Source organism: Streptomyces sp., assembly GCF_036566765.1.
Lineage (GTDB): Bacteria > Actinomycetota > Actinomycetes > Streptomycetales > Streptomycetaceae > Streptomyces.
In genome coordinates this window covers 1-18,460 of sequence record NZ_DATCVQ010000402.1, presented here as the reverse complement: position 1 = coordinate 18,460, position 18,460 = coordinate 1, and the positions used below count along the sequence as shown (strand labels likewise).

General features: G+C 72.3%; 17 protein-coding genes. 12 read left to right on the top strand and 5 right to left on the bottom strand.

What is annotated here, in order from left to right:
- The 7 genes from VIU94_RS23650 to VIU94_RS23620 form a co-directional block, all read left to right on the top strand.
- The coding region (locus tag VIU94_RS23650; RefSeq protein WP_331913879.1) for an alpha/beta hydrolase at positions 1 to 739 on the top strand (739 nt) is incomplete at its 5' end.
- The gene (locus VIU94_RS23645; RefSeq protein ID WP_331913878.1) at positions 736 to 1,926 is read left to right on the top strand and encodes an acyltransferase family protein; all 1,191 of its coding nucleotides are present in this window, start codon (positions 736 to 738) and stop codon (positions 1,924 to 1,926) included. The genes VIU94_RS23650 and VIU94_RS23645, both read left to right, overlap by 4 nt.
- On the top strand, positions 1,919 to 3,256 hold the full coding sequence (locus VIU94_RS23640; RefSeq protein ID WP_414720995.1) for a sensor histidine kinase: 1,338 nt from the start codon (positions 1,919 to 1,921) through the stop codon (positions 3,254 to 3,256). Before VIU94_RS23645 ends, VIU94_RS23640 begins: the two co-directional genes overlap by 8 nt.
- A complete protein-coding gene (locus tag VIU94_RS23635) occupies positions 3,253 to 3,966 on the top strand; it encodes a response regulator (protein ID WP_331913876.1) in 714 nt (237 codons plus the stop codon). The genes VIU94_RS23640 and VIU94_RS23635 overlap by 4 nt, the downstream gene beginning before the upstream one ends.
- A gap of 177 nt (positions 3,967 to 4,143) precedes the next feature.
- Positions 4,144 to 5,469 (top strand): sensor histidine kinase, encoded by a 1,326-nt coding sequence (locus VIU94_RS23630; RefSeq protein WP_331913875.1) that lies wholly within the window; start codon positions 4,144 to 4,146, stop codon positions 5,467 to 5,469.
- Positions 5,466 to 6,125, top strand: a complete 660-nt coding sequence (locus tag VIU94_RS23625; protein WP_414720994.1) for a response regulator — start codon at positions 5,466 to 5,468, stop codon at positions 6,123 to 6,125. The genes VIU94_RS23630 and VIU94_RS23625 overlap by 4 nt, the downstream gene beginning before the upstream one ends.
- 9 nt (positions 6,126 to 6,134) lie before the next feature.
- Positions 6,135 to 7,322 carry a cytochrome P450 gene (locus VIU94_RS23620; protein ID WP_331913874.1) on the top strand — a complete coding sequence of 396 codons (1,188 nt, stop codon included), beginning with the start codon at positions 6,135 to 6,137 and terminating at the stop codon, positions 7,320 to 7,322.
- 138 nt (positions 7,323 to 7,460) lie between these two features.
- Here VIU94_RS23620 and VIU94_RS23615 read toward each other — a convergent pair whose 3' ends face one another.
- Positions 7,461 to 9,071 carry an ABC transporter permease gene (locus VIU94_RS23615; protein ID WP_331913873.1) on the bottom strand — a complete coding sequence of 537 codons (1,611 nt, stop codon included), beginning with the start codon at positions 9,069 to 9,071 and terminating at the stop codon, positions 7,461 to 7,463.
- Complete coding sequence (locus VIU94_RS23610; protein ID WP_331913872.1) at positions 9,068 to 9,967, bottom strand: ABC transporter ATP-binding protein; 900 nt, start codon at positions 9,965 to 9,967, stop codon at positions 9,068 to 9,070. The genes VIU94_RS23615 and VIU94_RS23610 overlap by 4 nt, the downstream gene beginning before the upstream one ends.
- An 84-nt stretch (positions 9,968 to 10,051) precedes the next feature.
- On the opposite strand from VIU94_RS23610, the gene VIU94_RS23605 reads away from it, so the two are divergent.
- The gene (locus VIU94_RS23605; RefSeq protein WP_331913871.1) at positions 10,052 to 10,552 is read left to right on the top strand and encodes a GbsR/MarR family transcriptional regulator; all 501 of its coding nucleotides are present in this window, start codon (positions 10,052 to 10,054) and stop codon (positions 10,550 to 10,552) included.
- Between the two features lie 50 nt (positions 10,553 to 10,602).
- Here VIU94_RS23605 and VIU94_RS23600 read toward each other — a convergent pair whose 3' ends face one another.
- A complete protein-coding gene (locus VIU94_RS23600) occupies positions 10,603 to 11,427 on the bottom strand; it encodes a diacylglycerol kinase (RefSeq protein ID WP_331913870.1) in 825 nt (274 codons plus the stop codon).
- A 153-nt stretch (positions 11,428 to 11,580) separates the two neighbouring features.
- On the opposite strand from VIU94_RS23600, the gene VIU94_RS23595 reads away from it, so the two are divergent.
- Positions 11,581 to 12,864, top strand: a complete 1,284-nt coding sequence (locus VIU94_RS23595; protein WP_331913869.1) for an adenylosuccinate synthase — start codon at positions 11,581 to 11,583, stop codon at positions 12,862 to 12,864.
- 59 nt (positions 12,865 to 12,923) lie between these two features.
- On the opposite strand, the gene VIU94_RS23590 is transcribed toward VIU94_RS23595, so the two are convergent.
- Positions 12,924 to 14,765, bottom strand: a complete 1,842-nt coding sequence (locus VIU94_RS23590) for a serine/threonine-protein kinase (protein ID WP_331913868.1) — start codon at positions 14,763 to 14,765, stop codon at positions 12,924 to 12,926.
- Between the two features lie 292 nt (positions 14,766 to 15,057).
- On the opposite strand from VIU94_RS23590, the gene VIU94_RS23585 reads away from it, so the two are divergent.
- On the top strand, positions 15,058 to 15,996 hold the full coding sequence (locus VIU94_RS23585; protein WP_331913867.1) for an NADP-dependent oxidoreductase: 939 nt from the start codon (positions 15,058 to 15,060) through the stop codon (positions 15,994 to 15,996).
- 44 nt (positions 15,997 to 16,040) lie between these two features.
- Here VIU94_RS23585 and VIU94_RS23580 read toward each other — a convergent pair whose 3' ends face one another.
- A complete protein-coding gene (locus VIU94_RS23580; RefSeq protein WP_331913866.1) occupies positions 16,041 to 16,916 on the bottom strand; it encodes a haloalkane dehalogenase in 876 nt (291 codons plus the stop codon).
- A gap of 95 nt (positions 16,917 to 17,011) precedes the next feature.
- Between VIU94_RS23580 and VIU94_RS23575 the strand changes: the two genes are divergently transcribed.
- Together VIU94_RS23575 and VIU94_RS23570 are read left to right on the top strand one after the other, a co-directional pair.
- Positions 17,012 to 17,467 carry a MarR family winged helix-turn-helix transcriptional regulator gene (locus VIU94_RS23575; RefSeq protein WP_331913865.1) on the top strand — a complete coding sequence of 152 codons (456 nt, stop codon included), beginning with the start codon at positions 17,012 to 17,014 and terminating at the stop codon, positions 17,465 to 17,467.
- Between the two features lie 165 nt (positions 17,468 to 17,632).
- Positions 17,633 to 18,460: glycoside hydrolase family 19 protein (locus tag VIU94_RS23570; protein ID WP_331913864.1), on the top strand; the 828-nt coding region annotated here is incomplete at its 3' end.

Below are 18,460 nucleotides of genomic sequence, written 5' to 3'. Positions count from 1 at the left end.
CGCGGCCGAGGCGCACGGCGACCGCAAGCGCGCCGGCCGGCTGCGCGCCCTGGCCGCCGCCGACCGCGAGCTGCTCGCCTTCGAGGGGCACGGCACCGGCCGCATCGTCGAGGTGTTCGGCGACCTGGAGAAGGCCCGGCGGATCGCCGTCGTCGTCCCCGGCTCGGACGTCAACCTCGACACGTACGGCGGCCGGTTCCGGCGCGGCGCGGCCGCGTTGAGCGCGGAGCTCGGGCCGGACGCGGCGGTGGTGGCCTGGCTCGGCTACGACACCCCGGACACCGTCGGCCCCGAGGTGCTCACCCCCGGGCGCGCCGACGAGGCCGCACCGGAACTGCGCGCGTTCATAAGCCAGTTGAGGACGTTCAACCCGGACGCGGCGATATCCGCGCTCTGCCACTCGTACGGCTCCGTGGTCTGCGGCCGCGCCGCGCGCGGCCTCGACGTCACCGACCTCGTCCTGTACGGCAGCCCCGGCACCGGCGCCGACTCGGCCGCCGCGCTCGCGACGCCGGCACGCGTGTGGGCCGGGCGGGCCTCCGGCGACTGGATCGCGAGCGTGCCGCACGCGCAGGTCGAACTCTTCGGCACGACGCTCGGCCTCGGCCCGGATCCGGCCGAACCAGGCTTCGGAGCACGGCCGTTCGCCGCCGGGGACGGCGGCCACGGCGACTACCTGGAGGCCGGGACCGTACCGCTGCGCAGCATCGCCCGCATCGTGAAGGGGGAACTCGCATGACCAGCCTGAGCACCCTGGCCCGCCGCATCGACGCGGCCACCCCGCCCGACCGGGACCGGGCCGTCGACGCGCTGCGCGCCCTGGCCATCCTCGGAGTCGTCCTCGGCCACTGGTTGGTCACCGCGCTCGTCTCCGACACCGGCACCCTGCGGACCGCCAGCCCGCTCCACTACCTCCCGGAACTCACCCCGATCTCCTGGGTGTTCCAGACGCTGGCGGTGTTCTTCCTGGTCGGCGGCCATGTCGGCGTGCGGAGCTACCTGGCGGCGCGGGAGCGCGGCACGGACTACCGGACCTGGCTGACGGCCCGGACCGCGCGGCTGTTCCGGCCGGTCGTCGCGGTGCTTGTGGTGTGGACGGCGGCCGCGGCCCTGATGCTGCTCTCCGGCGCGGAGCCGCAGACCGTCCACACCCTGGGGAAACTGGTGCTCTCCCCGCTCTGGTTCCTGCTGGTGTTCACCGCCCTGACCGCCGCGACCCCGCTGGTCGTCCGGCTCCATCCGCTCTGGCCGCTCGCGGTCGTGGCCCATGTGGACCTGATCCGCTTCGGCTTCGACGGATTGCAGGAGCTCGGCTGGATCAACGTGGCGGCCGGCTGGCTCGTCCCGTACACGCTCGGGGCGCTGTGGGCGCGCGGCGGACTGGGCCGGCGCACGGGCCGGAACCTGCTGGTGTGCGGCGCGGCGGCGACCGCGGCGCTGATCGTCTGGGCCGGCTATCCGGCCTCGATGGTCGGGGTGCCCGGGGCCGAGGTGTCCAACCTCAACCCGCCGACGCTCGCGGCCGTCTGCTTCGGTCTCGCACAGTGCGGTCTCGCGCTGATGCTGCTCGGACCGCTGCGCCGGGCGATGCGCAGGCCGCTGGCGTGGGCGGCGATCGCGCTGCTCAACCTCTCCGCGATGACGGTCTTCCTGTGGCACCAGACGGCGATGATGGCGGTCACCGCGACGGGCCTGCTGGCCGGCCGGCCGCTGGCCGGGCTGCACACGACGCCGGAGGGCGTGGACTGGATCCTGGCGCGGCTGGCCTGGCTGCCGGTGTTCGCGCTTGCGCTCGCGGTCTGCTGGACGGCGTTCCGGGCGTACGAGACGGGGGAGCGGGGCCGCAACGAGCAGCAGCGTGGCCGGAGTCGTGTTGCCGTCTCTCCTTCCCGAGTCACCCGAAGGAGGGAAGCCACCCATGCTTAGGGTGGTGCTCGTGACGACCGTTTCCGAAGTCTGGCGGGCCCTGCGCGCCGACCTCGGCGCGACCGGCCCCGACCGGCTGCCCCCGCTCAGCGGGCCGCGCGGACCGTGGGCACTGCGCTGGCTGCGGTGGCTGCCGCACGGTCTCGTGGTGATCCTCGCCGGGGCGCTCGCCGCCTTCGAGACCAAGGAGTTCACCTCCCGGCTCGGCGTGAGCGCGGTGGTGGCCGTGGTGCTGGCCGTCGCCCAGCTCGGCTGCGTCGTGGTCGCGCTCTTCCGCCCGCTGAACGCGCTGTGGCTGTCGCTGACCCTCGCCGTCGTGGTCGCCGTGACGGCGAAGTCGTACGGCGCGCCCGAAGGCGGGCCGGTCTGGCCGTGGTTCCAGGACGGGCCCTGGCCGTGGCCGATCGGCGGGCTGCTGGCCCACGCGCTGGTGCTGCTGCTGGTGTCGCTGCGGGTCAGGGTCCGGGTGACCGGCGAGGCGCTGCTGCTCAGCCTGCTCGTCGGCCCGGTGCTCGAATCGCTCACGGGGGACCACCCGCACTTCTCGACGGTGTCGTACGCGGCCGTGGCGTTCGGCGTGGTGGTCGTCGTCGGCGCGTCGCTGCGCGGCCGCCGCGAGGCGGGCGCCCGGCTCGTCGAGCAGGAGGTGCTGACGGCGGAGGAGCGCACCCGCCGCACGGTCCTGGAGGAGCGCAGCCGGATCGCGCGCGAGCTGCACGACGTCGTCGCCCACCACATGTCGGTGATATCCATCCAGGCGCAGGTCGCCCCGCTCCTGGTGAAGGATCCGCCCGAGGAGCTCCGGGAGAACCTCGCGGGCATCCGGCAGAACGCGCTCGACGCCCTGACCGAACTGCGCCGCGTCCTGGGCGTGTTGCGGGCGGAGGGGCCGGACGGGGCGGAGGAGACCATGCCGCACGCGCCGCTGCCGACCCTCGACCGGCTGGACGCCCTGCTCGACAACGCCCGCGCGGCCGGGCTCGACGTGACCTGCCGGGTCGTCGGGGAGCGGCGGCCCTCCCCGCCGGGCGTGGAGCTGTCGGCGTACCGGATCGTGCAGGAGGCGCTGAGCAACGCGATCCGGCACGCGCCGGGCGCGGTCGCCCGGGTGGAGCTCGCGTACGCCGGGCCGGGGCTGGGCGTCCGGGTCGTCAACTCCGCGCCGGGGAAGGGCGGTCGGGCGGGCCACGGCGGACCGGGCGCCGGGCACGGGCTGCTCGGGATGCGGGAGCGCACCGCGATGCTGGGCGGCGAGCTGGCCGCCGGGCCGACGCCCGACGGCGGTTACGAGGTGTCGGCGTTCCTGCCGACGGAGGGGGAGACGGGATGACGAGCGATACCGGCGGGACGAGTGGGACGAGCAGTACGGGCGGGCCGATCCGGGTGCTGATCGCGGACGACCAGATGATGGTGCGGCAGGGTTTCACGGTGCTGCTGAACGCCGAGCCGGACCTGGAGGTCGTCGGCCAGGCGGTGGACGGCCTCGACGCCGTCTCGCGGGTCGCCGAGAAGCTGCCGGACGTCGTCCTGATGGACATCCGGATGCCGGAGCTCGGCGGCATCGAGGCGACCCGCCGGATCACCGCCGCCCACCCGGAGATCCGCGTCCTGGTGCTGACCACCTTCGACCTGGACGAGTACGTGTACGAGGCGCTGCGCGCCGGCGCGTCCGGCTTCCTGCTGAAGGACGCCTCGGCGGACCAGCTGGCGGAGGCGGTCCGGGTCGTCGCGGCGGGCGACGCGCTGCTGGCCCCGGGGGTCACCCGCCGGCTGATCGCCGAGTTCTCCCGGCTGAGCGGGGAGCCGCCGCGGGCCCCGTCGATGCGGCGGGTGGGGGATCTGACGGAGCGCGAGACGGAGGTGCTCGCGCTGATCGCGCAGGGCCTGTCGAACGCGGAGATCGCGGGGCAGCTGGTCGTGGCCGAGCAGACGGTGAAGACGCACGTGGGCCGGATCCTGGTGAAGCTGGGGGCGCGCGACCGCACGCAGGCGGCGGTCTTCGCGTACGAGACGGGGCTGGTGCGGCCGACGGGGTACTGACGTCCCGCTCAGCCCCCGTGCGCCTGACGTCCTGCTCAGCCCCGTGCGCCTGACGTCCCGCTCAGCCCCCGTGCGGCTGACCTTCTGCTCAGCCCCCGTGCGACCGCGTAGTACCTGCGACGGACGCCGAAGGATCCGCACTCAGCCGGACGACCCGCCCCCCGCCGCCCCCGTACCTTGGCTGACGTGACCGAGACGACCCGCATCCCCCGCGACAAGAGCCGCAGCCCCGAGTTCCGCCTGGCCATGGGCGCGCTCGGCGGGCTGCGGCAGGACCTCTTCCACAACGCCTTCGCGTACCGGCCGCTGCCCCGGATGGACGTGGACCGGGCCTTCACCCGGTACCTCCCGGAGCGCATACGCGCGTACACCGGCTACCTCCCGCACGCGGTCGTGGCCTTCTGCGCCTTGATGGTCTTCTTCATCGGCGTGGACACCGCCGGTGTGGGCGGGCCCGTGGCCGCCCTGTACGTGTGCCTGCCGCCCGTCGTCGTGCTGCTGTCCCTCGTCCGTCCGGTGCTGGCCTTCTGGGCCTCGCTGGGCATCACCCCGTTCATGGGCATGCTCGGCTCGTACTGGGACGGCTGGCCGTGGTCGCCGAACGCCTTCGCCGGCCATTTCGTCGTGCTCATCGTGGTCGCGGCGCGCACCCGGCCGCGGACCGCGGGCTGGATGTGGCTCGTGACCGCGGGCTACGCGTTCTTCGTGCAGATGTTCCTCGGCGTCGGGATCGGCGGGGACTCCCCGCAGCTGCTGTTCTTCTCCGCGGTCGCCCTGCTGGTCGTCACCGTCCTCCAGGTGCGCCGCCAGGCAGCGGCCGAGGTCACCGCCCAGCAGACCGTGACCGCCGTGGAGCGGTCGAAGCGGACCCTCCTGGAGGAGCGGACCACCATCGCGCGCGAGCTGCACGACGTGGTCGCGCACCACATGTCGGTGGTCGCCATCCAGGCGGAGGCCGCCCCGTACCGGGTGGAGAACCCGCCGCCGGAGCTGGAGCAGGCCTTCGCCACCATCCGGGAGAACGCGGTGGCCGCGCTGACCGAGCTGCGCCGCGTCCTCGGGGTCGTCCGGGCGGAGGACTACGAGGCCCCCGACGCCCCGCAGCCGACGCTCGCCGATCTGGAGAGGCTGATCGGCAACGTCCGCGAGGCAGGGCTCGACGTCGAGAAGACGGTGACCGGCGCGGTGCGCGAGCTGCCGCAGGGCGTGGAGCTGTCGGCGTACCGGATCGTGCAGGAGGCGCTGAGCAATGTGCTGCGGCACGCGCCGGGGGCCGGGGCGAAGGTGGAGGTGTCGTACGTCCTCGGCGGCCTGGGCCTGCGGATCGTCAACGGCCCGGCGAGGGGTCTTGTGAAAGCCTCCCCGGGGGCTGGGCACGGCATCACCGGGATGCGGGAGCGGGTGTCGATGCTGAGCGGCGAGATGACGTCCGAGCCGACCGAGGACGGCGGCTACGAGGTCACGGCGTTCATCCCCGTGACGCGTGAGGAGACGGACCAGTGATCAGGGTGCTGATCGTCGACGACCAGATGATGGTCCGCGAGGGCTTCTCGGTGCTGCTCGGCGCGATGCCGGACATCGAGGTCGTCGGCGAGGCGGTCGACGGGCGGGAGGCGATCGCGCAGACGGCGGCGCTCCGTCCTGACGTGGTGCTGATGGACATCCGGATGCCGGAGCTGAACGGCATCGAGGCGACCAGGGCGATCGTCGCGGCCAACCCGGAGGCGAAGGTGCTCGTCCTGACCACCTTCGACCTCGACGAGTACGTGTACCAGGCGCTGCGCGCCGGGGCGTCGGGCTTCCTGCTGAAGGACGCCTCGGCCCGGCAGCTGGCCGAGGGAGTGCGGGTGGTCGCGGCGGGCGAGGCGCTGCTGGCGCCGACCGTGACGAAGCGGCTGATCACCGAGTTCGCGAAGGCGGCCGAATCGCCGCGGCCGCCGGCGCTCTCGCAGATCGGGGAGCTGACGGAGCGCGAGACGGAGGTGCTCGTGTTGATCGCGCAGGGCCTGTCGAACGCGGAGATCGCCGACCACCTGGTGGTGGCCGAGTCGACGATCAAGACGCATGTGAGCCGGATCCTGGTGAAGCTGGGCCTGCGGGACCGGACACAGGCGGCGGTGTTCGCGTACGAGGCGAGACTGGTGCAGGTGGGCGGGTAGCGTCCAGCCATGGATGCTGCTTTCGACCCCTGGTCACCGGAGTTCGTCGCCGACCCCTACCCCGCCTACGCCGAACTGCGGGCGGCGGGCCGCGCCCACTGGTACGCGCCGACCCGGCAGTGGCTGATCCCGCACTACGAGGACGTCTCGGCGCTCCTGCGGGACCGGCGGCTCGGCCGTACGTACACGCATCGCTTCACCCACGAGGAGTTCGGCCGAGAGGCCCCGGACGCGGCGCACGAGCCCTTCCACACCCTCAACGACCACGGGCTGCTCGATCTCGAGGCGGCGGATCACACCCGGATCCGGCGACTCGTCTCGAAGGCGTTCACGCCGAGGACGGTGGAGCAGCTGGCGCCGACGGTACGGCGGCTCGCCGCCGATCTGGTCGGGGACCTGGTGGAGCGGGGCGGCGGCGATCTGCTGGCGGACGTGGCGGAGCCGCTGCCCGTCGCGGTGATCGCCGAGATGCTGGGGATCCCGGAGGAGGACGAGGAACGGGGGATGCTGCGGCCCTGGTCGGCCGCGATCTGCGGGATGTTCGAGCTGAACCCGTCGGAGGAGACGGCCCGGCGGGCGGTGCAGGCCTCGATCGAATTCTCCGACTATCTCCGGGAGTTGATCGCGCGCCGGCGGAAGACCCCGGGCGACGACCTCATCTCGGGCTTGATCGGCGTCGAGGAGCTGACCGAGCAGGAGATGATCTCCACCTGCGTGCTGCTCCTGAACGCGGGCCACGAGGCCACGGTGAACACCACGGTCAACGGCTGGTGGACGCTGCTGAAGGAGGGCGCCCGTCCGGATCCCGGAAAGTTGTCCACAGCTGTGGAAGAACTGCTCCGGTACGACACTCCGCTCCAGATGTTCGAGCGCTGGGTGCTCGACGACATCGAGATCGGCGGCCAGGTGATCCCGCGCGGCTCGGAGGTGGCCCTGCTCTTCGGCTCCGCCAACCGGGACCCGGCCCGCTTCGGCCCGACCGCCGACGCCCTGGACCTGACCCGCGAGGACAACCCCCACATCACCTTCGGCGCGGGCATCCACTACTGCCTGGGCGCACCGCTGGCGCGCGTGGAGCTGTCCGCGATCTTCGCCGAACTGCTCCACCGCGCGCCGTCGTTGCGCCTCGCGGAGGACCCGGTATGGAAGCCGGGCTATGTGATCAGGGGCTTCGAGAAGCTGCTGGTAGAGCTCTGACGCCCCCCGTTGTGGGCATTCGTTCCGCTGTGGGGGTCCGCCCGGGACGAAGTCCTTGGGGGAGGAACGGGTGGGCACAACGCCCGGTGACGGGTGCCCGTACGGGCACCGGTCACCCCGGGGGGCTTGGGCCCCGGTTCAGCAGGCCACGTCCCGGTGGCGCAGCCGCCACAGGCCGGCCGCCGTGAGGGCCACGGCGATCGCGGTGAGCACCACAAGCGGCGTCCACTCCATCGTCGGCCCCGGCAACTTCGGCAGGTGCCCGAAGGGCGACACGTCCAGCACCGCCTGCGGCAGGTTCAGTGCCGGGCCGATCCACCCCAGGACCAGGGCGAGACCCGCCGCGCCCCAGGCGGCTGCCGCCGCCTTCGGCACCGCCCCCCAGAGCAGCACCGCCAGGCCCCCGAGCAGCCAGATCGCGGGCAGTTGGGCCAGCGCCGCCCCGAGGATCGCCCCGAAGTCACGGCCGTACGAGACGTACAGTCCCACCGCCGCCAGGCTCATGATCAGCGCCGCCCCGCCGAACGCGATCACCAGGTGTCCGGCCGCCCACCGCAGCCGGCCCAGCGCGTTCGCAAGGAGCGGTTCGGCGCGCTGCGAGGTCTCCTCGCCGTTCAGCCGCAGCACCGAGCCGACCACGTACAGCGCCGCGATCATCCCGAACAGGCCGACCATCGTGGCGAGGAAGGCGTCCGTCAGGGCGCTCTGCCCGCCCATCCGCTCGAAGATCTGCTTCGCCTGCTCGTTGTCCCCGACGATGTCCGCCGCGCCCTCGACCATCCCGCCGAAGACCACGCCGACCGCGAGGAACCCGAGCGACCAGCCGAGCACGCTGCCGCGCTGCAGCCGCCACGCGAGGCCGCCCGCAGTGGCGAGCCGCCCCTCGGCCGGGCCCGGCCGGGTCGGCAGGAAGCTCATGCCGACGTCGCGCCGGCCGGTCAGCGCGTACGCGAGCACCGTCTGGACGAGCACGGCCGCAGCGATCAGCAGCAGCACCCACCAGCGCTCGCCGCCGTACGCCCGTACGTTCTCCGCCCACCCGATAGGCGAGACCCACGTCAACACGGACGAGCCTCCCCCTAGGACTCCGTCCTGGGAGGTGCCCCCAGCCGTCCCCGCGTCACCCGCCGCCCGCAGCACGAAGGCCAGCCCCAGCACCGCCCCCGTCAGCCCCTTCGCGAGCCGCGCGCTCTCCGTGAGCTGGGCGACGATCGCGGCCGTGGCGGCGAACAGCATGCCGGTGCCGCCCACCGCGAGCCCGAGGGCGAGCGCGCCGCCCGCGCCCTGGCCGGCCAGTCCTGCGGTGACGATCAGTGCGACGGCGGTGTTGGCGACCAGCGCAGCGAGGAGCGCCGCCGTCAGCGGGGCGCGACGCCCCACCGCTCCGGCGGAGAGCATCTCCTGACGGCCCGTCTCCTCTTCCTCCCGGGTGTGCCGGACGACGATGATCAGGCTCATCACGGCCGCGAGCGTCGCGGCGAAGACCCCGAACCGCCAGGCGACCAGGCCGCCGAGGGAGTCCGCGAAGACCGGCCCGTACAGCGACCGGAGCGAGCTGTTGGCGTTCATCGACGCGGCGAGCTGGGCGCGTGCGGCGGGGGTGCCGTACAGGCTCTCCAGGGAGCCGACCCCGCTGGCGACCATGCCGCCGACGACCAGGGCCCACAGCGGCATCATCAGCCGGTCGCGCCGCAGCGCGAGCCGGGCCAGGCTGCCGGCGCCGGTCAGGGGAACCGTGAGCGTGCTCATCGCGCCATCGCCTCGTCGTCCGCGTAGTGACGGAGGAACAGCTCCTCCAGGGTGGGCGGGGTGCTGGTCAGCGAGCGCACCCCGGACTCGGTGAGGGAGCGCAGGACCGCGTCGAGCTTGTCGGTGTCGACCTGGAGCCGGACCCTGCGGCCCTGTACGTCGAGGTCGTGCACGCCGGGCAGGTGGGCGAGCCCGTTCGGGGCGCCGGCGAGCTCGGCGCTGACGCTGGTACGGGTGAGGTGGCGCAGCTCCGCGAGCGAACCGCTCTCCACCGTGCGGCCCTTGCGGATGATGCTGACCCGGTCGCAGAGGGTCTCGACCTCGCTGAGGATGTGGCTGGAGAGGAGCACCGTCGCGCCCCGGTCGCGGGCCTGCTCGACGCAGCTCTGGAAGACCTCCTCCATCAGCGGGTCCAGGCCGCTGGTGGGCTCGTCGAGGATGAGCAGGTCGACGTCGGAGGCGAAGGCGGCGACGAGGGCGACCTTCTGGCGGTTGCCCTTGGAGTACGTGCGGCCCTTCTTGGTCGGGTCGAGTTCGAACCGCTCGATCAGCTCGGCCCGCCGCGCCTTGTCCAGGCCCCCGCGCAGCCGCCCGAACAGGTCGATGACCTCGCCGCCGGAGAGGTTGCGCCACAGCGTCACGTCGCCGGGGACGTACGCGATGCGGCGGTGCAGTTCGACAGCGTCCTGCCAGGGGTCCCGGCCGAGGAGCTGGGCCGCGCCGGAGTCGGCGCGCAGCAGTCCGAGGAGGACCCGGATGGTGGTGGACTTCCCGGCCCCGTTGGGGCCGAGGAAGCCGTGGACCTCGCCGGTCTCGACGGTGAGGTCGAGGCCGTCCAGCGCGTGCGTCCGCCCGAACGACTTGTGCAGTCCGGCGACGGTGATTGCCTTCGTCATGCTTCAGAACGTACGCTACTTTCACAAAGTTGTGAAGTTAAGAAAGCGTATAAAGTCGAGGCGTCAGGGCGAGCGAGGGAGACGATGACAGGCATGACCAGCAGCAACGCAGAAGAAGTGGCCCGCTTCGTAGAACGCTTCGCCGCCGAACTGACCGAGGCCGGCATGCAGCGCATGGCGGCCCGTGTCTTCGCGGCCCTGCTCGCCTCCGAGCCGGGCGCCCTGACCTCGGCCGAACTGGCCGAACAGCTCCAGATCAGCCCCGCGGCCGTCTCGGGCGCGATCCGCTACCTCACCCAGGTCGGCCTGGTCAGCCGCGAACGCGACCCCGGCACCCGCCGCGACCGCTACGTCCTCCACAACGGCGTCTGGTACGAGACCTTCACCCGCCGCGACCAGATCCTGACCCGCTGGGAGAAGGTCCTGCGCGACGGCGCGGAGATCCTGGGCCCCGACACGGCGGCGGGCGCCCGCACGGCCGAGACGGCCGAGTTCTTCGAGTTCCTCCAGAAGGAGATGCTCGCCACGATGGACCGCTGGCGCGAACACCGCGCGGCTCAGACGGGCGGAGCGATCTCGGGCTGACCCGCCGCGAGCCGGTCGAGGAGCGCGGCGGGCACGTCACTACGGGCAGGTCATGACTCACCCGCCCCGGCCGGAAGGGCCGGCAGGGTCAGGCTCCAGGCGTTCTCTCGGACCGTCCAGGTGCGGTGGTGGATGGGGGGTGAGGTGCGGGAATCCGCGTGGTAGCGGAACTCGGGGCCGCCGGTCACCGTGAGGGTGCGGGCCTCTGCTCGTACCGGTGGGGCGTTCGGGGGGCGGACGAGGATTTCCGCTACGCCTCCCAGGGAGCGGACCGTCACCGCCTCCACCGGCTCGTCCACGTCGGTGAGCAGGACCCCGTCCGCCTCCACCCGCAGCCGGTGTGTGCGGATGCCGCCCTGGGCCGGGACCGTGCGGACCAGCGTCCGTACCAGCGTGCTCCACACCGTCGCGGGCAGCGGCTCGCGCAGGGCGACCCGGCCCGGCGTCGCCGGGATCCGCACGCCGCCGAGCACCACGCCGTCGCCGTCGTCGACCAGCAGGTCCAGACGGCGCACCACCCCGTCGACGACCGCCCGCGCCGCCGCCACCGCGCCCGGCGGCACGCCGAGCGACCTGGTCAGTTCGAGTGATCCCGGCGCGCCGATCGGGACGACCGAGAGCGCGCCGTCGGCGAGCTCACGCTCCCGATGCAACAGCGTCACCGTCCGTAGCAGCGTCCGGTCGTCGCCGACCACGACGGGGCGGCGCGAACCCCGCCGGGCCAGGGCCCGGGCGAATTCCTCGGGGCTGTCCGGCAGGCAGATTTTCGTTTCCGCCGCTGCGCACAACACATCTTTCGCGATCCGTACGGACTCGCCGTCACTTCGGCGGGCGACCGGGTCGATGACCACCAGCAGCTGGTCGTGAGCCGACACCTCGGTCCTTCCTCGGGTAGCATCTTTGTGCAAGAGCCCCTTGCGCTATTGCGCCAGGGGCTTCGTCTATTCCGGGGCAACCGGACCGAAGACTCAGGCAAGGCTGTGGCCCCCTGACCTTGGTCTTGCCCCGCCCGGAAGGGGTGTACGCCTGTGCCCGCACTTGTGCTGCTCGGTGCTCAGTGGGGTGACGAGGGCAAGGGAAAGGCCACCGACCTCCTCGGTGGATCCGTGGACTATGTGGTGCGTTACCAGGGCGGCAACAATGCCGGCCACACGGTCGTCGTAGGCGACCAGAAGTATGCGCTCCACCTCCTCCCTTCCGGAATCCTCTCGCCGGGGTGTACCCCGGTCATCGGAAACGGCGTCGTCGTCGACCCGGCGGTCCTGCTCTCCGAGCTGAGCGGGCTGAACGAGCGCGGCGTCGACACGTCCAAGCTCCTGATCAGCGGTAACGCTCACCTGATCACCCCGTACAACGTCACCCTCGACAAGGTGACGGAACGGTTCCTCGGCAAGCGCAAGATCGGCACCACCGGTCGCGGCATCGGCCCGACCTACGCCGACAAGATCAACCGCGTCGGCATCCGGGTCCAGGACCTGTACGACGAGTCGATCCTCACCCAGAAGGTCGAGGCGGCGCTGGAGGGCAAGAACCAGCTGCTCGCCAAGCTGTACAACCGCCGGTCGATCGACGCCGCGCAGATCGTCGAGGAGATGCTCCAGTACGCGGAGCAGATCAAGCCGTTCGTCGCGGACACCACCCTGATCCTCAACAACGCGCTGGACGAGGACAAGGTCGTGCTCTTCGAGGGCGGCCAGGGCACCCTGCTCGACGTCGACCACGGCACGTACCCCTTCGTCACCTCCTCGAACCCGACCGCGGGCGGCGCCTGCACGGGTACGGGCGTGGGTCCGACGAAGATCAGCCGGGTCATCGGCATTCTCAAGGCGTACACGACCCGCGTCGGCGCCGGCCCGTTCCCGACCGAGCTGTTCGACCAGGACGGCGAGGACCTGCGCCGCATCGGCGGCGAGCGCGGTGTCACCACCGGCCGTGACCGGCGCTGCGGCTGGTTCGACGCGGTCATCGCCCGCTACGCGACCCGCGTCAACGGCCTGACCGACTTCTTCCTCACCAAGCTCGACGTGCTCACCGGCTGGGAGCAGATCCCGGTCTGCGTCGCGTACGAGATCGACGGCAAGCGCGTCGAGGAGCTGCCGTACTCGCAGACAGACTTCCACCACGCGAAGCCGATCTACGAGATGCTGCCGGGCTGGTCCGAGGACATCACCAAGGCCAAGACCTTCGCCGACCTGCCGAAGAACGCGCAGGCGTACGTGAAGGCCCTGGAGGAGATGTCGGGCGCCCCGATCTCCGCGATCGGCGTCGGCCCCGGCCGCACCGAGACGATCGAGATCAACTCGTTCCTGTAGGACGACGAGCGCGGTACGAAGGGCCCGTTTCCCCGGTGGGGACGGGCCCTTCGGCCTGCCTACGGCCGGACGTACACGCCAGGCTCCCCGTCCGCCGTCATGCCGTAGATCAGCAGCTGATCCTTGCCGTCCCGGCGCTGGATGCGCAGGTTCGCGGAGCCGTTCTCCGCGCACTCCTTCTGGTCCCAGACCTCGGGGTCGCGGATCTCGGGGCTCAGGATCGGGTAGGGGGCCGTGCCGCCGAGTACGGCGGTGGCGGTGCAGCTGTAGGTCTCGCCGGTGAGGTTGCCCTGGTCGTCGGTGCGCGGGTACGTCTGCTCGAAGCGGACGAGGGGCGCGCCGACCGGGCCCTGGGTGATGGTGAGGCCGCGGTCGTAGCGGCTCGCCACGTGCTTCGGCAGGTCGGGGAACGGGACCTCCTGCCAGCGGCCGACGAAGGCCGCGGGCACGGCGTCCGCGCCGGTCCGCGCCTTGCGGAAGGTGGCCTTGACCACACCGGAGGTCCACTCCACGACGTTCGACCCGCGCAGGGTCAGCGTCTGATGGGCGGCCGGGGTGCAGCGGCCGGCGGGGACGCTGGTGGTGACGTCGGACTCGCCGAGGACCACCTTGTCCTCGTCGGCCGAGACCAGCACGGACCGGCCCATGCACAGCCGGTCGCCGGAGACCTGCACGTAGATGCCGGCCTTCGCCCCCGCCGCCCCCTGGACGATCTCGACGCGGGCCGTCTCGTACGGCGCGTCCGCGGCGCCCTTCAACACGCCCTCCCACGCGCCGATGAGGGCCGCCGGGACGATGCCCGCCGGCCGGGCGGCGACGCCGGACTTCGTGTCGCGGGGGCGGTCCTTCTGCGCGTCGATCCCGGTGGTCGGATCGGGCCAGAAGACGTACGTGAGCGTGGCCGCCGCCGCCACCGCGAGCGCGGCGACCAACGCGACCGGGCCCTTGCGCCGCCGTGGGGGCGCGGACGGGAGCGGCGTCGGGTCCCCGGGCGCGGGGGCGGCCGTGGCCGCCGCCTCGGCCTCCAGGACCCGGGCCGCGTGCCGGCCGAGCCGGGCGAGAACCTCCGCCGGGAGCCACGGCTCGGGTACGGCCAGCGTCTCGACGAGCTCCTCGGCCGACGGACGGTCCGCCGGGTCCTTCGCCAGGCAGGCCCGGGCAAGCCCGGCGAGCTCGGGCGGCAGGCCGGTCAGGTCGGGCTCGTCATGGGCGATCCGGAACATCGTCGCGTGCACGCCGCTGTCCACCGTCCCGAACGGCGCCCGGCCGGTCGCCGCGTACACCAGCACCGAGCCCAGGCAGAACAGGTCCGACGCGGGCGTCAGCCGCTCCCCGCGCACCTGCTCCGGCGACATGAACCCCGGCGAGCCGACGAGCGCCCCGGTGCTGGTCAGGCCGCCGTCGGTGACTGTGTCGACGGCCCGGGCGATGCCGAAGTCGATGATCTGCGGACCGTCCACGGTGAGCAGGACGTTCGACGGCTTCAGGTCGCGGTGCACAAGCCCCGCGGCGTGGACGTGGGTGAGCGCCCGGGCAAGCCCCGCGGCCAGGCCCCGTACGGACTGCGGCGGCAGCGGCCCCGACTCGTCGGCCACCACGGTCCGCAGCGACGGCCCCGGTACGTACCCGATGGCCACCCACGGCGCGTCGGCCGAGGTGTCCGAGCCGAGCACCGGCGTCGTGCCGGTCCCGCCGACCCGCTCCAGCGCCGCGACCTCGCGCGCGAAGCGCCGCCGGAACTCGTCCTGCTCCGCCAGCTCGGCGTGCACGACCTTGACCGCCACGGTCCGGCCGCCTTCCGAGCGGGCCAGGAACACCCGGCCCATGCCGCCGACCCCCAGCCGGCCCAGCAGACGGAACGGGCCGATGGCTACCGGGTCTTCGGGATTCAAGGGCTCCACGTCGACAGAGCATGCCAGACACCCGTTGCCCCCTCACCACCGTTCGCCCCCCTTCACCGGTGTCACGCCTTCCCATTCGGCGGTGCGGGGTGTTCCGCTTCCCGCCGCCCGCTCCTTCCCCGCTCCTTCCCCGAGCCTTCCCCGCTCCTTCCCCGCCCCTCCCCGTCCGGCGTCGTCCGCGTTGCCGGTGGTGCGGGCGGTGGGTTCAATGGCCCCGAGGGGGCCTGCCGTCCGATCAGCCTGATCCATAACGATCCGTCCGATCCGTCCGATCCGTCCGAGAGGAACCCCGATGCGCGTGGTCGAAGTGTCCGCCTACGGCGGTCCGGAAGTGCTGCGGACGGCCCACCGTCCCGAACCGGAGGCCGGTGCGGTGCCGGGCGAGGTACGCGTCCGGCTCAAGGCCACTACCGTCAACCAGGCCGATCTTGCGATCCGTGCGGGCGAGTTCGCCGACGTCATGCCCGACCTCAGGCTCCCCTTCGTGCTGGGCTTCGACTTCGTCGGCCGGCTCCTCGACCCGGCCCCCGGACTGGCGGAAAAGCAACGCGTCGCCGGCTTCGTCCCCTGGTTCCAGCGACCAGGCCGGGGCACGTACGCGGAGGTCATCACCGTCGACCCGGCCTGGCTGGCCCCCGTTCCCGACGAGGTGGACGTGGTCGACGCGGCTTCCGTCCCGTTCAGCTCCCAGACCGCCCACGAGGCCTTGGAGCACCTCGCGCTCCCCGAGGGCGCGACCGTCTTCATCTCAGGCGCGAGCGGTGTCGTGGGCCGCTTCGCCGTGCAGCACGCCGCCGAACGCGGCCTGCGCGTCATCGCGCTCTCCCATGAGGGCGGCGAGGGCGAGCTGAAGGTGCTCGGCGCGGAGCACACCATCCTGCGTGGCGAGCCGGAGACGGTCGTCGCGGAGGTGCTGCGGCACTCGCCGGAGGGCGTGGACGGCGTCTTCGACCCGGCCCGTATCGCCGACCCGCTGTTGCGCGTGGTCAAGGACGGCGGCGTCTTCATCGCCGGCCACGCGTCCTCGGTCCCGGTCGCGGAGCGCGACATCAGGGCCCACACGTTCGCGACCACCTCCGACGGCGCGCGGCTGAAGGGGATGCTGGAGCGTCTGGCCGAGCGCAAGCTCACCACCCGCGTGGCCGACGTCTTCCCCCTGGAGGAGGCCGCCGAGGCCCACCGCCGAGCGGAGTCCGGCGGTCGCCTGGGCCGCATCGTCCTGGTGATCTGACGCGCCGCCCGCGCCCGCGCCCCGGGGCCTGAGCCCCCGGGGCCTCAGGCCCCCAGTCCCTGCCGGTCCGCCCACGCCGTGATCGCTGCCGCGATCTCCTCCGGCCGGTCCTCGGGGGCCTGGTGGCCCGCCGGGCCGCAGTGCACCGTCTCCAGCGCGGATATGTGCTCCGCGCACCAGGCCGCCGCAGCCTCGTCGATCATCAGCGTCGGCGACGTGTCGAAGGTCAGCAGCAGCTTCGGCACCCCGGCGCTGTCCGCCAGCCAGTCGCCGTACTCCTTGATCCGCGCGACCGCCTGCGCCGGCTCGCCGTCCAGCGGCATCGTGCGCGCCCACTCCAGCATGGGCCGCCTGCTCTCCCGCGTCGGGTACGGAGCGCGGTAGACCGCCAGGTTCTCCTCGCTCAGGCCGGTGAGCACGGTCTGCTTCAAGGAGTTCTCGATGAAGAGGTTCTTGTCGAGGACCAGCTCCTCGCCGACCCCCGGCGTCTTGATCGCCTCCCAGCGGCTCCGCGCCCCCGCCGGGAACTCGTCCCAGGACATCGGCTTCAGGATCGTCTCCATGAACGCCACCCCCTGCACCCGCTCCGGATGCCGGGCGGCCCAGTCGAAGGCGAGCGCCCCGCCCCAGTCCGTCCCGACCAGAACCACCTCGTCGAGCCCGAGCGCGTCGATCCAGGCGTCCAGATACCGCGCGTGGTCAGCGAAGGAGTAGTCGATCTCGGGCTTTTCCGAGCGTCCCATCCCGATCAGATCCGGCGCGAGCACCCGCCGGGAGCCCCCGATCGCCGGCAGTACGTGCCGCCAGAGGTGCGAGGAGGTGGGGTTGCCGTGCAGAAACACCAGCGGGACGCCGGAGGCCGACGCGGTGCCGAGCTCCTCGTAGTACATCGTCGAGCCGAGGACATTGATCGTGGACATGCCGTTCACTCCCCTAATGTTCGGGCGACTAACGTTTACTGCACTAACGAAGCTACATCGTTCGTCGCCCTAACGCAAGGGGTAATCTGCGGACCATGACCAGCAGCGAGATGAACGAGCCCGAGCCCGAGATGCCGGCCCGGCTGCGCGCCCTGCCCAGCCGCCTTCTCGGCCTGACGGCGGCGCGGGCGGACCGCCTGGTCAGCGCGGGCCTCGCGGAGGAGGACGCCCGGAAGTGGCACTACGCGGTGCTCGTCTCCCTCGACGAGTACGGCCCGGCCAGCCAGGCGGCCCTGAGCCGCAGCACGGGCATCTACCGCAGCGACCTCGTCTCCGTCATCAACGAACTCGCCGAGCGCGGCCACGTCGAGCGCACCCCCGACCCCGAGGACCGCCGCCGCAACGTCATCACCCTGACCGAAAAGGGCCGCAGGCACCTCGACCGCCTCGACGAGGTGCTGACGAGGGTGCAGGGCGAGCTGATGGAACCTCTCTCCAAGGCCGAACAGGCCCTGCTCGCCCAGTTGTTGGAGCGCATGCTCGACCGCTGACGGCTGCTGAAGGCGGCCGACGATCGCGGCTAACCGCCGCTGACCACTACCGCCGGACAGGTCGGACCAATCATCGGATCCCGAGTGTCACAACCTTTGGTCTAGACCTTGACAGGTCCAGACCAAAGCCGCTTCGCTGGCCTTCCCCCACGGAAGGACGAGCGCATGCTGCGACGTCTGCTCACACTCGTGTCCGCCCTCTGTACGGTCGTCGGTCTGGCCGTACTCCTCCCCGCCTCAGCAGCCACCGGCGCGGCCGCGGCGGCCTGCGCGACCCCCTGGAACTCCTCCAGCGTCTACACCGGCGGCATGACCGCCTCGCACAACGGCCACAACTGGTCCGCCAAGTGGTGGACCCAGAACGAGACCCCCGGCACGACCGGCGAGTGGGGCGTCTGGGCCGACCAAGGCGTATGCAGCGGCGGCGGCACGACCCCGCCCCCGGCCGGCGGATTCGTCGTCTCCGAGGCCCAGTTCAACCAGATGTTCCCGAGCCGGAACTCCTTCTACACGTACAGCGGCCTCACGGCGGCCCTCAGCGCCTATCCCGCCTTCGCCAACACCGGAAGCGACACGGTGAAGCGGCAGGAGGCCGCCGCCTTCCTCGCCAACGTCAGCCACGAGACCGGTGGCCTGGTCCACATCGTCGAGCAGAACACCGCCAACTACCCGCACTACTGCGACTGGAGCCAGTCCTACGGCTGCCCCGCCGGCCAGGCCGCGTACTACGGCCGCGGACCCATCCAGCTCTCCTGGAACTTCAACTACAAGGCCGCGGGCGACGCCCTCGGCATCAACCTCCTGAACGACCCGTACCGCGTGGAGCGCGACGCGGCCGTCGCCTGGAAGACCGGCCTCTGGTACTGGAACACCCAGAACGGCCCCGGCACCATGACCGGCCACAACGCCATGGTCAACAGCGCCGGCTTCGGCCAGACCATCCGCTCCATCAACGGCTCGCTGGAGTGCGACGGCAAGAACCCGGCGCAGGTC

Bases quoted from the DNA above. Each gene is read 5' to 3' on its own strand.
- VIU94_RS23620 (WP_331913874.1), top strand. From the start codon at position 6,135: ATGGATGCTGCTTTCGACCCCTGGTCACCGGAGTTCGTCGCCGACCCC.
- VIU94_RS23635 (WP_331913876.1), top strand. From the start codon at position 3,253: ATGACGAGCGATACCGGCGGGACGAGTGGGACGAGCAGTACGGGCGGG.
- VIU94_RS23645 (WP_331913878.1), top strand. From the start codon at position 736: ATGACCAGCCTGAGCACCCTGGCCCGCCGCATCGACGCGGCCACCCCG.
- VIU94_RS23575 (WP_331913865.1), top strand. From the start codon at position 17,012: ATGACCAGCAGCGAGATGAACGAGCCCGAGCCCGAGATGCCGGCCCGG.
- VIU94_RS23585 (WP_331913867.1), top strand. From the start codon at position 15,058: ATGCGCGTGGTCGAAGTGTCCGCCTACGGCGGTCCGGAAGTGCTGCGG.
- VIU94_RS23640 (WP_414720995.1), top strand. From the start codon at position 1,919: ATGCTTAGGGTGGTGCTCGTGACGACCGTTTCCGAAGTCTGGCGGGCC.
- VIU94_RS23580 (WP_331913866.1), bottom strand. From the start codon at position 16,916: ATGTCCACGATCAATGTCCTCGGCTCGACGATGTACTACGAGGAGCTC.
- VIU94_RS23610 (WP_331913872.1), bottom strand. From the start codon at position 9,967: ATGACGAAGGCAATCACCGTCGCCGGACTGCACAAGTCGTTCGGGCGG.
- VIU94_RS23605 (WP_331913871.1), top strand. From the start codon at position 10,052: ATGACAGGCATGACCAGCAGCAACGCAGAAGAAGTGGCCCGCTTCGTA.
- VIU94_RS23615 (WP_331913873.1), bottom strand. From the start codon at position 9,071: ATGAGCACGCTCACGGTTCCCCTGACCGGCGCCGGCAGCCTGGCCCGG.